This window comes from Streptomyces sp. NPDC051664, assembly GCF_044453545.1.
Classification (GTDB): Bacteria; Actinomycetota; Actinomycetes; order Streptomycetales; family Streptomycetaceae; genus Streptomyces.
In genome coordinates this window covers 415,205-429,768 of record NZ_JBITCU010000004.1, presented here as the reverse complement: position 1 = coordinate 429,768, position 14,564 = coordinate 415,205, and the positions used below count along the sequence as shown (strand labels likewise).

The following is a 14,564-nucleotide window of genomic DNA, read 5'->3' as shown; positions in this document are numbered from 1 at the left end:
GCGCCCGCTTCCTCGGGGGGCCGGGCTTCGCCGCGGGGGGGGGGGGGGCGGCCCCCGCCCCCCCCCCCCACCCCCCGGGCGCGCGCCCCGCCCCCCCCCCCCCCCCCCCCCCCCCCCCCCCCCCCCCCGTCGGCAGGAGCGGAAGCGGTGTCACCGCAGGAACGGGTCCACCGCGACGGCGACGAACAGCAGCGAAACATAGGTGATCGACCAGTGGAACAGTCGCATCTCCTTGAGCTTGGCACCGGACACGCCGGCCTTGGCCCTGTTCTGCAGGCCGTGCGCCTCCCAGAGCCAGAACCCGCCGGTCAGCAGCGCCACCGAGGTGTAGAACCAGCCGGTGTAGCCGAGCGGGGTCAGCAGCAGCGAGACGGCCACCATGACCCAGCTGTAGATGACGATCTGGCGGGCCACCACCCGGTTGGAGGCAATGACCGGAAGCATCGGAACGCCGACCCGGGCATAGTCGTCCTTCACCTTCATCGACAGCGGCCAGTAGTGCGGCGGCGTCCAGAAGAAGATGACGGCGAAGAGGATGACGGCGGCCCACGACAGCGAGTTCGTGACGGCGGACCAGCCGATGAGGACCGGCATGCAGCCCGCGATTCCGCCCCAGACGATGTTCTGTGCGGTGCGGCGCTTCAGCAGCATCGTGTAGACGACGACGTAGAAGAGCAGGGCACCGAGCGACAGCGCCGCCGACAGCCAGTTGACCAGCAGTCCGAACCAGACCGTCGAGATCACCGCGAGCGCGATACCGAAGGCCAGGCACTCGCGCGGGCTCACCATGCCGGTCACCAGCGGGCGCTGCGACGTACGGTCCATCAACGCGTCGATGTCGCGGTCGATATACATGTTGAGCGCATTGGCACCGCCTGCGGAGAGATACCCGCCGATGGTGGTAGTGAGTACGAGCCACAGGTCGGGCACACCTTGAGCGGCCAGGAACATCACCGGAACAGTGGTGATAAGCAACAGCTCGATGATCCGCGGCTTGGTCAGCGCCACGAATGCCTTGACACGGGCCCCGAACGGGCGATGGCCCCCTGGGCTCGGAGTCAAGGCGACCCCTGCGGGTCGGGACTCGACGGCCGTCACGCACACCCCTGACAGAGAAATCCCAGCAAGCTCCGGGCATGAAGGCCCAGTGAAGACTTGCGCGAACCAGACCACTGTAGACGTTGGGGACAGGCCGTCCTTCGCGGGGGTGGGGTCGTGTTGGAGTGGCACAGAAGTGCTGTGCGTGAGCGGCGCGGATGCGCCGCTCAAGAGAGGCGCATAAGTAAGGAGTGGCGCTCATCGGAGTAGCGCAGAAGTGAGCCCTCCCGCTCATACGGGAGGCGAACTTCGCGGGTCGCCTGCACCCTGGAAAGCACCCGGAAATTGCGGGTTCTGTCGGGGGTAGGCTCGACAATGTCCGGTGCGGTCACAGTCACCGGTTTACAACAGTGGAGAGGAGCCCTGACTCAGGGTGAGCACCAAGCCGACCACCACAGACCTCCAGTGGACCGAATTGGACCAGCGGGCCGTGGACACTGTCCGCGTCCTTGCCGCCGACGCCGTACAGAAGGTCGGAAACGGCCACCCGGGTACGGCGATGAGCCTGGCTCCCGCCGCGTACACCCTTTTCCAGAAGGTGATGCGGCACGACCCCGCCGACGCGGACTGGACGGGCCGCGACCGGTTCGTGCTCTCGGCGGGCCACACCAGCCTGACCCTGTACATCCAGCTCTACCTGGCCGGGTACGGCCTGGAGCTCGATGACCTCAAGGCGTTCCGCACCTGGGGTTCGAAGACCCCCGGGCACCCGGAGTACGGCCACACCACCGGTGTCGAGACGACGACGGGCCCGCTGGGCCAGGGTGTCGCCAACGCCGTGGGAATGGCGATGGCCGCCCGCTACGAGCGTGGTCTGTTCGACCCTGAGGCGGCCCCCGGGACCTCCCCGTTCGACCACATGGTCTGGGCCATCGCTGGTGACGGCTGCCTGCAGGAGGGCATCTCCGCGGAGGCGTCCTCGCTGGCCGGGCACCAGAAGCTCGGCAACCTGGTCCTGCTCTGGGACGACAACCACATCTCCATCGAGGGCGACACGGAGACGGCGGTCTCCGAGGACACCCTGAAGCGGTACGAGGCGTACGGCTGGCACGTCCAGCGCGTCGCCCAGCTGCCCAACGGCGACCTGGACCCGGTGGGTCTGTACAACGCGCTGCAGGCGGCCAAGGCCGAGACCGAGCGTCCGTCGTTCATCGCGGCCCGCTCGATCATCGCCTGGCCGGCGCCGCACGCCCAGAACACCGAGGCCTCGCACGGTTCGGCGCTCGGCGACGACGAGGTCGCCGCGACCAAGAAGGTCCTGGGCTTCGACCCGGAGAAGACCTTCGAGGTCTCCGACGAGGTCATCTCGCACACCCGCGAGGCGCTGGACCGCGGCCGCGAGGCCAAGGCCGAGTGGGAGAAGAAGTTCGCCGCGTGGCGCACCGCCAACCCGGAGCGCGCCGCCGAGTTCGACCGGATCGCGGCGGGCGAGCTGCCCGCGGGCTGGGAGGACAAGCTTCCGGTCTTCGAGCCGGGCAAGGCGATCGCCACCCGCGCCGCCTCCGGCAAGGTGCTCCAGGCGCTCGGCGAGATCATCCCTGAGCTGTGGGGCGGTTCCGCCGACCTCGCCGGCTCGAACAACACCACGATCGACAAGACGTCGTCGTTCCTCCCGGCGGGCAACCCGCTGCCGGGCGCGGACCCGTACGGCCGAACGATCCACTTCGGTATCCGCGAGCACGCCATGGCCGCGGCCATGAACGGCATCGCACTGCACGGCAACACCCGCATCTACGGCGGCACCTTCCTGGTGTTCTCCGACTACATGCGCAACGCCGTGCGTCTGTCCGCGCTGATGCACCTGCCGGTGACGTACGTGTGGACGCACGACTCGATCGGCCTCGGCGAGGACGGCCCGACCCACCAGCCGGTGGAGCACCTGGCCTCGCTGCGCGCCATCCCGGGCCTGAACATCGTCCGCCCGGCCGACGCCAACGAGACCTCGATCGTCTGGCGCGAGATCCTGCGCCGCTACACCAAGGTGTTCGGCAAGGGCGCCCCGCACGGCCTGGCGCTGACCCGCCAGGGCGTGCCGACGTACGAGGCGAACGAGGACGCGGCCAAGGGCGGCTACGTGCTCTTCGACTCCGAAGGGACCGACGGGCAGAGCGCCGAGCCGCAGGTCCTCCTGATCGGCACCGGTTCCGAGGTGCACCTCGCCGTCGAGGCGCGCGAGGAGCTGCAGGCCGCCGGCATCCCGACCCGGGTCGTGTCGATGCCGTCCGTCGAGTGGTTCGAGGAGCAGGACCAGGCGTACAAGGACAGCGTTCTGCCGCCGTCCGTGAAGGCCCGCGTCGCCGTCGAGGCGGGCATCGGCCTCACCTGGTACCGGTACGTCGGCGACGCCGGCCGGATCGTGTCGCTGGAGCACTTCGGTGCCTCGGCCGATGCCAAGGTCCTCTTCCGCGAGTTCGGCTTCACCGGCGAGCACGTGGCCGCCGCAGCGCGGGAATCTCTCGCCGACGTCACGCGCTGACGCCGTTATACGACTAGTAGGAGATGCAATTCTCATGACAGACGCACTCAAGCGCCTCTCCGACGAGGGCGTGGCGATCTGGCTCGATGACCTGTCGCGCAAGCGGATCACGTCCGGCAACCTCGCCGAACTGATCGACCAGCAGCACGTCGTGGGCGTCACCACCAACCCGTCGATCTTCCAGAAGGCCATCTCGCACGGCGACGGTTACGAGCAGCAGCTCACCGACCTCGCGACCCGCAAGGTCACCGTCGACGAGGCCATCCGCATGATCACGACGGCGGACGTCCGTGACGCCGCCGACATCCTGCGGCCGGTCTTCGACGCCACGGACGGCCAGGACGGCCGGGTCTCCATCGAGGTCGACCCGCGGCTGGCCCACCACACCCACGCCACGATCGCCGAGGCCAAGCAGCTGGCCTGGCTGGTGGACCGGCCGAACACGCTCATCAAGATCCCGGCGACGAAGGCCGGTCTGCCGGCCATCACCGAGGTCATCGGCAGGGGCATCAGCGTCAACGTCACGCTGATCTTCTCGCTGGAGCGCTACCGCGAGGTCATGGACGCCTACCTGGCGGGCCTGGAGAAGGCGAAGGCCGCGGGCCTGGACCTCTCCAGGATCCACTCGGTGGCCTCGTTCTTCGTGTCCCGCGTGGACTCCGAGATCGACAAGCGGCTCGACGCGCTGGGCACCGACGAGGCCAAGGCGCTGAAGGGCAAGGCGGCGCTCGCCAACGCCCGGCTGGCCTACCAGGCGTACGAGGAGGTCTTCTCCTCCGACCGCTGGGCCGCCCTGGACAAGGTGCAGGCCAACAGGCAGCGTCCGCTGTGGGCCTCCACCGGCGTGAAGGACCCCGCGTACAAGGACACGCTGTACGTCGTCGACCTGGTCGCCCCCGGCACGGTGAACACCATGCCCGAGGCCACCCTGGAGGCCACGGCCGACCACGGGGAGGTCACCGGCAACACCATCGCCGGCACCTACGCCCAGGCGCGGGCCGAGCTCGACGCGATCGCGAAGCTCGGGATCTCCTACGACGACGTCGTGCAGCTCCTCGAGGACGAGGGCGTCGAGAAGTTCGAGGCGTCCTGGATCGATCTGCTCAACTCCACCGAGGCGGAGCTCAAGCGCCTCGCCCCTTCGGAGGGCTGACCACTTTGTCTGGTGTTCCCGGAGCCAACCCGCTCCGTGACGCCCAGGACCGCCGGCTCCCGCGTATCGCGGGGCCGTCGGGCCTGGTCATCTTTGGCGTCACGGGCGATTTGTCCCGTAAAAAGCTGATGCCCGCCATCTACGACCTGGCCAACCGCGGCCTGCTGCCGCCGGGCTTCTCGCTCATCGGCTTCGCGCGCCGCGAGTGGCACGACGAGGACTTCGCGCAGGAGGTCCACGACGCCGTCAAGCAGCACGCGCGTACGCCGTTCCGTGAGGAGGTCTGGCAGCAGCTCATCCAGGGGATGCGCTTTGTCCAGGGAAACTTCGACGACGACGATGCCTTCGAGAACCTCAAGGCCACCATCCAGGAGCTCGACAAGGAACAGGGCACGGGCGGCAACTTCGCCTTCTACCTGTCCGTGCCGCCGAAGTTCTTCCCCAAGGTCGTCCAGCAGCTCAAGAAGCACGGGCTGGCGGACCAGAAGGAGGGTTCCTGGCGGCGCGCCGTCATCGAGAAGCCGTTCGGCCACGACCTCGCCAGCGCGCAGGAGCTCAACCAGCTCGTGCACGATGTGTTCCCGCCCAACGAGGTCTTCCGGATCGACCACTACCTGGGCAAGGAGACGGTCCAGAACATCCTGGCGCTGCGCTTCGCCAACACGATGTTCGAGCCGATCTGGAACCGGTCGTACGTCGACCATGTCCAGATCACGATGGCCGAGGACATCGGCATCGGCGGCCGGGCCGGCTACTACGACGGCATCGGGGCAGCCCGTGACGTCATCCAGAACCACCTGCTCCAGCTGCTGGCGCTGACGGCGATGGAGGAGCCCGGCTCCTTCCACCCGAAGGCCCTGGTGACCGAGAAGCTCAAGGTGCTCACGGCGGTGGAGCTGCCGCAGGACCTGGGCAAGCACACCGTGCGCGGCCAGTACGCGCACGCGTGGCAGGGCGGCGAGGAAGCGCTCGGCTACCTCGAGGAGGACGGTATCGACCCCAAGTCGAAGACCGACACCTACGCCGCGATCAAACTGACGATCAACAACCGCCGCTGGGCGGGCGTGCCGTTCTACCTCCGGACCGGAAAGCGGCTCGGCCGCCGGGTCACCGAGATCGCGGTCGTCTTCAAGCGCGCACCGTACCTGCCCTTCGAGTCCGGTGCGACGGAGGAGCTGGGCGGCAACGCCCTGGTCATCCGGGTGCAGCCGGACGAGGGTGTCACGGTGCGCTTCGGCTCCAAGGTCCCCGGCACCTCGATGGAGGTCCGGGACGTCACGATGGACTTCGCCTACGGCGAGTCGTTCACGGAGTCCAGCCCGGAGGCGTACGAGCGGCTCATCCTCGATGTGCTGCTCGGCGACGCCAACCTCTTCCCCCGCCACCAGGAGGTCGAACTCTCCTGGAACATCCTCGACCCGATCGAGGAGTACTGGGACAAGCACGGCAAGCCCGCGCAGTACCCGGCGGGCACCTGGGGTCCGGCCGAGGCGGACGAGATGCTCGCACGAGACGGACGGAGCTGGCGTCGGCCATGAAGATCGATCTCACGGAAACCACTTCCAGCAAGATCAACCAGGCGCTGGTGTCGGCCCGGCGTGCCGCCGGCTCCCCGGCTGTCGGCATGGTGCTGACCCTGGTGGTCGTCACCGACGAGGAGAACGCGTACGACGCTCTGAAGTCGGCCGGCGACTCCTCGCGCGAGCACCCCTCGCGCATCATCGCGGTGATCAAGCGGGTCAGCCGCTCGCCGCGCAGCCGGCGCGACGCACGGCTCGACGCCGAGGTGCGGGTCGGTTCCGACTCGGGCTCCGGCGAGACCATCGTGCTGCGCCTGCACGGGGAACTTGCCAACCACGCCCAGTCGGTGGTCCTGCCACTGCTGCTGCCGGACGCCCCGGTCGTGGTGTGGTGGCCCGAGGGTGCGCCCGAGGACCCGGCCAATGATCCGCTGGGCGCACTCGCCCAGCGCCGGATCACGGACGCGTATTCGGCGGAGCACCCGAGCGCCGAACTCGCGGTGCGCGCCAAGTCGTACACCCCGGGCGACACCGATCTGTCCTGGACCCGCATCACGCCGTGGCGCTCGATGCTCGCGGCCGCACTCGACCAGAAGCCCGCCGATGTCGTCTCGGCGACGGTCGAGGGCGAGTCCGAGAACCCGAGCTGTGAGCTGCTTGCCATGTGGCTCGCGGACCGGCTGGGCGTGCCCGTGGAGCGCACGCATTCCGACGGTCCCGGTCTGACGGCCGTACGGATGCAGACCAAGGGCGGCACCATCGTCCTGGACCGGCCCGACGGTTCGCTGGCCACGCTCTGCATGGAGGGGCAGCCGGACCGCGCGGTGGCGCTCAAGCGACGGGAGACCGCCGAACTGCTCGCCGAGGAACTGCGGCGTCTCGACCCGGACAACATCTACGCGTCCGCGGTGAAGTTCGGCGTGGACCGGCTCGGCGGCGCGGCGGAGCCGAAGCCCGCCGATCCGGAGAAGCCCGCCACCGCCGCCGCACCGGCAGCCGCGAAGAAGACTGCGGCGAAGAAGGCGGCAGCGAAGTGAGTGCCCCTCAACTTGTCGTGCACCGCGACAAGGAGCTGATGGCGCAGGCCGCCGCGGCCCGGCTGATCACGAAGATCGTGGACGCCCAGGCCGCGCGCGGTCACGCCTCGGTGGTACTCACCGGCGGACGCAACGGCAACGGCCTGCTGGCCGCTCTCGCCGAGGCGCCCGCCCGGGACGCGATCGACTGGTCGCGGCTCGAACTGTGGTGGGGCGACGAGCGGTTCCTGCCGGAGGGCCATCCGGAGCGCAATGTCACGCAGGCCCGCCAGGCTCTGCTGGACTCGGTGCCGCTGGACCCGTCCCTGGTCCATGCGATGCCCGCGTCGGACGGCCCCTGCGGCAACGACGCCGACGCCGCCGCGGCCGCCTACGCCGACGAACTGGCCGCCGCGGCCCGTCCGGAGGACCACGGCCCGGTGCCGACGTTCGATGTGCTGATGCTGGGCGTGGGCCCGGACACGCATGTCGCGTCGCTCTTCCCGGAGCTGCCCGCGGTACGGGAGACCGAGCGCACCGTCGTCGGTGTGCACGGCGCTCCCAAGCCGCCGCCCACCCGGGTCTCGCTGACGCTGCCCGCGATCCGGGCGGCGCGCGAGGTGTGGCTGCTCGCGGCGGGCGAGGACAAGGCGGAGGCCGCGGAGATCGCACTGTCGGGCGGCGGGGAGATCCAGGCCCCGGCGGCGGGCGCGTACGGACGCAGCCGCACTCTGTGGCTGCTGGACGCTGCGGCGGCCTCCCGGCTGCCGCGCGCACTGTATCCGCCGGCCTCTCCCTGAGCGGTCGTCAGCACTGCTGTACGTCGGGCCCGGTCCGCTCCCAGGAGCGGACCGGGCCTTCGCCGTGAAAGGCTCCGGCCATGGTGCGTATCGGAACCGTGGTGATGGGTGCGTCGGACGTCCGCCGGGCGGCCGCCTTCTGGACGGCGGCGCTCGGCTATGTGGAGCGTGAGTCGGCCACGGACGGCTGGGTGGTGCTGGTGCCGGCCGACGGGCAGGGCGTCGGGCTGTCCCTGGGGCTGAGCGAGTCCCCCGTGCAGGAGGTCCCCCGGGTCCATCTGGACCTGTACACCGAGGAGCAGCACGCCGAGGTGGAGCGGCTGCTCACGCTCGGGGCCGCCCGGGTCGACTGGCAGCTGTATCCGCAGGACCCGGACTTCGTGGTGCTCGCGGACACCGAGGGCAACCGCTTCTGCGTCATCGACACGACGCACGGCTGACCTGGTCGGGCGGTCGGCGGGGTGCACCCGGGAAGGCCTCCAGCAGTCCGGGTACGGCCTCGCATGCGAAGTTGATGCCCTGGAGGCCCTGGAGGCGGCGGCGCCGTACGAGCCACCGACGGGGAAGAGGACGGCACACGCCACGCCGAGGACCGTCGCGGTCAGCGGTCTCCCGGCCGCCGGCGCTCGGGTCCGGCGTGCTGTTCGGCGGCCGAAGCCGCCCCGCCCTCTCCCCCGGGCTCGTCCGGCTCAGCGACCCCTGCGCGTGCGGTACGCGGCGACCAGTGCGGCGGTCGAGCTGTCCAGCTGCTCGCCGCCCCCCGCCGCGGCCGATGTCGCCGTCCGGGTCAGCACCGGTTCGATCTTCTTGGCAAGGACCTTGCCGAGCTCGACGCCCCACTGGTCGAACGAGTCGATGTTCCAGATGGCGCCCTGGACGAAGACCTTGTGCTCGTACAGCGCGATCAGCTGGCCGAGGACGGACGGCGTCAGCCGGTCGGCCAGGATCGTGGTCGTGGGGTGGTTCCCCCGGAACGTCTTGTGCGGCACGAGCTCCTCGGCCACGCCCTCCGCACGGACCTCGTCCGGCGTCTTGCCGAAGGCGAGCGCCTGGGTCTGGGCGAAGAAGTTGGCCATCAGCAGATCGTGCTGGGCGACCAGCCCGGGCAGCAGGTCGGCGACCGGCTCGGCGAAGCCGATGAAGTCGGCCGGGATGACCTTGGTGCCCTGGTGGATCAGCTGGTAGTAGGCGTGCTGCCCGTTGGTGCCGGGCGTGCCCCAGACGACCGGTCCGGTCTGCCACTCGACCGGATGGCCGTCCCGGTCCACGGACTTGCCGTTGGACTCCATGTCCAGCTGCTGCAAGTAGGCGGTGAACTTGGACAGGTAATGGCTGTACGGCAGCACGGCGTGCGACTGGGCATCGAAGAACGCGCCGTACCAGACGCCCAACAAGCCCAGCAGCAGCGGCGCGTTGGTCTCCGGCGGGGCGGTGCGGAAGTGTTCGTCGACGAGGTGGAAGCCGTCGAGCATCTCGCGGAACCGGTCCGGGCCGATGGCGATCATCAGCGAGAGGCCGATGGCGGAGTCGTACGAGTAGCGGCCGCCGACCCAGTCCCAGAACTCGAACATGTTGGCGGTGTCGATGCCGAACTCCGCGACCTTCTCGGCGTTCGTCGACAGCGCCACGAAGTGCTTCGCTACGGCGTCCTGGTCGGCGCGCAGTCCGGTCAGCAGCCAGTTGCGGGCGGAGGTGGCGTTGGTGATGGTCTCGATCGTGGTGAACGTCTTCGACGCGATGATGAAGAGTGTCTCGGCCGGGTCGAGGTCACGGACGGCCTCGTGCAGGTCGGCGCCGTCGACGTTGGACACGAAGCGGACGGTGAGCGAGCGGTCCGTGAAGGAGCGCAGCACCTCGTACGCCATGGCGGGACCGAGGTCGGAGCCGCCGATGCCGATGTTGACGACGTTCTTGATCCGCTTGCCCGTGTGACCGGTCCACTCCCCCGACCTGATGCGGTCGGCGAAAGCCGCCATCTTGTCGAGCACGGCGTGCACGGCGGGCACCACGTTCTCGCCGTCGACCTCGATGACCGCGTCGCGCGGGGCGCGCAGCGCGGTGTGCAGGACGGCGCGGTCCTCGGTGGTGTTGATCTTCTCGCCACGGAACATGGCGTCTCGCAGACCGGCGACACCGGTGGCGTCGGCGAGCTCGCGCAGCAGCCGAAGCGTCTCGTCGGTGACCAGGTGCTTGGAGTAGTCGAGATACAGATCGCCGACCCGGAGGGTGTATCCGGTGCCGCGCTCGGGATCGTCCGCGAACAACTGCCGCAGATGGGTCTGGCCGAGCTGCTCACGGTGCTTGCCGAGAGCGGTCCATTCGGGCGTCTGATTGAGCTTGGTTCGGCTTTGTGCGTTCATCCCGGATATCAGCCCACTTCTTCTCGTGCCTGCACATGCCCCGCTGCCCCTCCAACCTAATTGATCAGAGGGGTGGACTAGGCGACAGAAAGCTGCGGCGCCGACAAATGCACTCCGGCCGGGCACCCTGGGGGTGACCGGCCGGTGAACAACTGTTAGATTTCGCCCCGGAGTTTTGCGAGGGCCTCGGCGAGGATGGCCTCGCCGTCCGCATCGCTGCGCCGCTCGCGTACATACGCGAGGTGCGTCTTGTACGGTTCGGTGCGCGGCGGGTCCGGCGGGTTGTCCCGGTCCTGGCCGGCCGGGAAACCACAGCGCGGGCAGTCCCAAGTCTCCGGTGTCTGCGCGTCACTGGCGAAGCTCGGCTGCGTCTCGTGCCCGTTCGAGCACCAGAAGGAGATGCGGAGGCGCGGCGCGGACTCGCCCCGCTCGGCCTCCCCCATCGGCCCCGCTCCGACCCGGCTTCCCCGGATCGCGTTGCCACTTGCCACGGTCGTAACTCCCTGCGTGATGGTGCTCGAAGATGCCCCAGTCTACGTAAGGCCCAACGCGCGTCCAGTGAAAGGAGTTACACCCTCACCGGGAATCGCGGACGACGGGTCAGTTGTCCAGCTTCATCAGCAGACCAAGCACAATAATGCACGCGAACCATCCCAGACCGACCACCACGGTGATCCGGTCGAGGTTTCGCTCGGCGACCGACGAGCCACCGACGGACGACTGCATACCGCCACCGAACATGTCGGAGAGGCCGCCGCCCTTTCCCTTGTGCATCAGCACCAGCAGCATCAGCAGCAGGCTGAAGACGATCAGGGCGATCGAGAACCCCATAACCACGGCTGGTCCCTACTTTCCGGAATTCCCTTGGACTGCTCTAACGGATCTGACGGACAACGGGGGCCGGGAGGACGCACCTCCTCGGCCCCCGCAAGGGTACGACGGATCCGCGCTACCGCATACTCACTGGTCGCGGAAGCGGACGATCTTGACAAATTCGTCCGCGTCGAGAGCGGCGCCACCGATCAGTGCACCGTCGATGTCGGGCTTTGCCATGATCTCCGCGACATTCCCCGACTTCACCGAGCCGCCGTACTGGATGCGGACCGCGTCGGCCAGCTCCTGGGAGTACAGCTCGGCGAGCCGGCCGCGGATGGCCCCGCAGACCTCCTGGGCGTCGTCGGCGCCGCAGACCTTGCCGGTCCCGATGGCCCAGACCGGCTCGTACGCGATCACGATGGACTCGGCCTGCTCGGCCGGGATCTCCTTGAGCGCGCCGTCGACCTGCGCGAGGGTGTGCGCGACGTGGCGCCCCTCCTCGCGGACCGACTCCTCCTCGCCGACGCACAGGATCGGGGTGAGGCCGTTCTTGTACGCGGCCTTGATCTTGGCGTTGACGATCTCGTCGGTCTCGTGGTGGTACTGGCGGCGCTCGGAGTGGCCGATGGCCACATAGGTGCACTTCAGCTTGGCGAGCATGGGACCGGAGATCTCGCCGGTGTACGCGCCGGAGTCGTGTGCCGAGATGTCCTGGGCGCCGTACTTGATCTTCAGTTTGTCGCCGTCGACCAGCGTCTGCACCGAGCGCAGGTCGGTGAAGGGCGGAAGGACGGCGACCTCGACGGCGTCGTAGTCCTTGTCGGCCAGGGCGAAGGCGAGCTTCTGGACGTGTGCGATGGCCTCGAGGTGGTTGAGGTTCATCTTCCAGTTGCCCGCCATCAGCGGGGTACGGGTGCTCATGAAAGGTCAGTCCTCCAGTGCGGCGAGGCCGGGAAGCGTCTTGCCCTCGAGGTATTCGAGGCTGGCGCCGCCACCGGTCGAGATGTGGCCGAATGCGTTCTCGTCGAAGCCCAGGATGCGGACGGCCGCGGCGGAGTCGCCACCGCCGACGACACTGAAGCCCTCGGAGTCGACGAGGGCCTGGGCGACTGCCCGGGTGCCCTCGGCGTAATCGGGGTGCTCGAAGACGCCCATCGGGCCGTTCCAGAAGACGGTGACGGCGTCGGCGAGCTTCGAGGCGTACAGCTTGTCGGTCTCGGGTCCGTTGTCCAGACCCATCACACCGGCCGGGATGGCATCCGCGGGCACGGTGGTGTGCCGGCTCGGGGCCTTGGTCTTGAGGTCGGGGAACTGCTCGGAGACCACGACGTCGACGGGGAGAACGAACTCCACGCCCTTCTCCTCGGCCCGCTTCAGATACTCCAGCACCGCCGGGATCTGGTCCTCCTGCAGGAGGGAGCTGCCGACCTCGTGACCCTGGGCCTTGAGGAAGGTGTACGCCATGCCGCCGCCGATGAGGATGCGGTCGGCCCGCTCCAGGAGGTGGTCGATGACGCCGAGCTTGTCGGAGACCTTGGAGCCGCCGAGCACGACGGCGTACGGGCGCGCGACGTCCTCGGTGAGCTTCTTCAGGACGCCGACCTCGGTGGCGATCAGGTCGCCCGCGGCGTGCGGCAGCCGGGCCGGGAGGTCGAAGACCGAGGCGTGCTTGCGGTGGACGGCTCCGAAGCCGTCGCCCACGTACACATCGGCGAGCTCGGCGAGCTGATCGGCGAACGCGCCGCGCTCGGCGTCGTCCTTCGATGTCTCGCCGGGGTTGAAGCGGAGATTCTCGATGACGGCGACCTTGCCGTCGGTGAGCGCGGCGACCGTGGCACGGGCGGACTCACCGACCGTGTCGGTCGCGAAGGCCACGTCGGCGCCGATCAGCTCGCCGAGCCGGGCGGCGGCGGGGGCCAGGGAGAAGGCCGGGTCCGGGGCACCCTTGGGGCGGCCCAGGTGCGAGGCGACGATGACCCGGGCACCGGCCGCGGCCAGCTTCTCCACGGTCGGCTGGACGGCGCGGATGCGGCCGTCGTCGGTGATGGTGGTGCCGCTCAGCGGCACGTTGAGGTCGGCGCGGACGAATACGCGCTTGCCGGTGACCCCTTCGGCGAGAAGTTCGTCGATCGTCTTCATCTTGCTGGACTCCTTGGAGGGGCGAGGAAGCATGCAACGGGGCTCGAACGGCGCTGCGTTGCGCTGTCCGAGCCCCTTGCTCACATCGAGGTGCCTGCCGATTCGACGGTCAGAGCTGGCTGCCGACGAAGACGGTCAGGTCGACGAGGCGGTTGGAGTAGCCCCACTCGTTGTCGTACCAGCCGATGACCTTGACCTGCGTGCCCTCTGCCATGGTGAGCAGGGAGTCGAAGGTGCAGGAAGCCGGGTCCGAGACGATGTCCGAGGACACGATCGGGTCCTGGGTGTAGACGAGCTTGCCCTTGAGCGGGCCCTCCTCGGCGGCCTTCTGGAAGGCGGCGTTGACCTCGTCGCGGGTGACCTCGCGCTCCAGCGTGATGACCAGGTCGGTGACGGAGCCGGTCGGGACCGGGACGCGCATCGCGATGCCGTCGAGCTTGCCCCTGAGCTGCGGGAGCACCAGAGCGGTGGCCTTGGCGGCACCGGTCGTGGTCGGGATGATGTTCTCCGCCGCGGCGCGGGCGCGACGCAGGTCGGAGTGCGGGAAGTCCAGGATGCGCTGGTCGTTCGTGTACGCGTGGACCGTCGTCATGAGGCCCTTGACGATGCCGAAGTTCTCGTCCAGAACCTTGGCCATCGGCGCGACGCAGTTGGTGGTGCAGGAGGCGTTGGAGATGACGTGGTGGTTGGCCGCGTCGTACTTCTCCTCGTTGACGCCCATCACGATGGTGATGTCCTCGTCCTTGGCCGGAGCCGAGATGAGGACCTTCTTGGCGCCGCCCGCGATGTGCTTCTCGGCGTCGGCCTTCTTGGTGAAGATGCCGGTCGACTCGATGACGATGTCGACGCCCAGCTCACCCCAGGGGATGTCGGCCGGGTTGCGCTCGGAGAGCACCTTGATGGTGTGGCCGTCGACAGTGATGCTGTCGGCGGTGTGGCTGACCTCGGCCTTCAGACGACCCAGAATGGTGTCGTACTTCAGCAGGTGGGCCGTGGTCGCAGTGTCACCCAGGTCGTTGACAGCCACGATCTCGATGTCCGCACCCTGCTCCAGCAGCGCGCGGAAGTAGTTACGACCGATGCGGCCAAAGCCGTTGATGCCTACGCGGATCGTCACGAACCGATCTCCTCGTTAGGTACGCCGGGTTTCGACGCCGGCGAGTTGTATGGGATGTCCCCGACCGCC

General features: G+C 68.8%; 13 protein-coding genes. 6 read left to right on the top strand and 7 right to left on the bottom strand.

Going from position 1 to position 14,564, the window contains the following annotated elements; translation table 11 throughout:
- Window positions 1-150: 150 nt before the first annotated feature.
- Window positions 151-1,104 carry a heme o synthase gene (locus ACIA8E_RS10980; RefSeq protein WP_389031147.1) on the bottom strand — a complete coding sequence of 318 codons (954 nt, stop codon included), beginning with the start codon at window positions 1,102-1,104 and terminating at the stop codon, window positions 151-153.
- Between the two features lie 367 nt (window positions 1,105-1,471).
- On the opposite strand from ACIA8E_RS10980, the gene tkt reads away from it, so the two are divergent.
- The 6 genes from tkt to ACIA8E_RS10950 all read left to right on the top strand — a co-directional run bounded on the left by tkt (window position 1,472) and on the right by ACIA8E_RS10950 (window position 8,503).
- Complete coding sequence (gene tkt, locus ACIA8E_RS10975; protein WP_399296664.1) at window positions 1,472-3,574, top strand: transketolase; 2,103 nt, start codon at window positions 1,472-1,474, stop codon at window positions 3,572-3,574.
- Window positions 3,575-3,608: 34 nt separating this feature from the next.
- Entirely contained in the window at window positions 3,609-4,727 is a 1,119-nt protein-coding gene (gene tal / locus ACIA8E_RS10970) for a transaldolase (RefSeq protein ID WP_399296662.1), read from the top strand.
- Window positions 4,728-4,732: 5 nt separating this feature from the next.
- Window positions 4,733-6,265 (top strand): glucose-6-phosphate dehydrogenase, encoded by a 1,533-nt coding sequence (zwf, locus tag ACIA8E_RS10965; RefSeq protein ID WP_399296660.1) that lies wholly within the window; start codon window positions 4,733-4,735, stop codon window positions 6,263-6,265.
- Window positions 6,262-7,284, top strand: coding sequence for a glucose-6-phosphate dehydrogenase assembly protein OpcA (opcA, locus tag ACIA8E_RS10960; RefSeq protein WP_399296657.1), 1,023 nt, complete (start codon window positions 6,262-6,264; stop codon window positions 7,282-7,284). The genes zwf and opcA overlap by 4 nt, the downstream gene beginning before the upstream one ends.
- A complete protein-coding gene (gene pgl, locus ACIA8E_RS10955) occupies window positions 7,281-8,063 on the top strand; it encodes a 6-phosphogluconolactonase (RefSeq protein ID WP_399296655.1) in 783 nt (260 codons plus the stop codon). The genes opcA and pgl overlap by 4 nt, the downstream gene beginning before the upstream one ends.
- 80 nt (window positions 8,064-8,143) lie before the next feature.
- Window positions 8,144-8,503: a VOC family protein gene (locus tag ACIA8E_RS10950; RefSeq protein WP_399296652.1), complete on the top strand. Its 360-nt coding sequence runs from the start codon at window positions 8,144-8,146 to the stop codon at window positions 8,501-8,503.
- A 249-nt stretch (window positions 8,504-8,752) separates the two neighbouring features.
- Here the strand turns inward: ACIA8E_RS10950 and pgi are convergent, their stop codons facing one another.
- From pgi to gap, 6 genes are all read right to left on the bottom strand, one after another.
- Window positions 8,753-10,423 carry a glucose-6-phosphate isomerase gene (pgi, locus tag ACIA8E_RS10945; protein ID WP_399296650.1) on the bottom strand — a complete coding sequence of 557 codons (1,671 nt, stop codon included), beginning with the start codon at window positions 10,421-10,423 and terminating at the stop codon, window positions 8,753-8,755.
- 155 nt (window positions 10,424-10,578) lie between these two features.
- Window positions 10,579-10,914 (bottom strand): RNA polymerase-binding protein RbpA, encoded by a 336-nt coding sequence (locus ACIA8E_RS10940; protein ID WP_078852825.1) that lies wholly within the window; start codon window positions 10,912-10,914, stop codon window positions 10,579-10,581.
- Window positions 10,915-11,023: 109 nt separating this feature from the next.
- The gene (gene secG, locus ACIA8E_RS10935) at window positions 11,024-11,260 is read right to left on the bottom strand and encodes a preprotein translocase subunit SecG (protein ID WP_078852826.1); all 237 of its coding nucleotides are present in this window, start codon (window positions 11,258-11,260) and stop codon (window positions 11,024-11,026) included.
- 123 nt (window positions 11,261-11,383) lie between these two features.
- Entirely contained in the window at window positions 11,384-12,160 is a 777-nt protein-coding gene (tpiA, locus tag ACIA8E_RS10930) for a triose-phosphate isomerase (RefSeq protein ID WP_399296649.1), read from the bottom strand.
- A gap of 6 nt (window positions 12,161-12,166) precedes the next feature.
- Window positions 12,167-13,378: a phosphoglycerate kinase gene (locus ACIA8E_RS10925; RefSeq protein ID WP_399296646.1), complete on the bottom strand. Its 1,212-nt coding sequence runs from the start codon at window positions 13,376-13,378 to the stop codon at window positions 12,167-12,169.
- 109 nt (window positions 13,379-13,487) lie between these two features.
- Complete coding sequence (gene gap, locus ACIA8E_RS10920) at window positions 13,488-14,495, bottom strand: type I glyceraldehyde-3-phosphate dehydrogenase (protein WP_030919775.1); 1,008 nt, start codon at window positions 14,493-14,495, stop codon at window positions 13,488-13,490.
- Window positions 14,496-14,564: the final 69 nt, after the last annotated feature.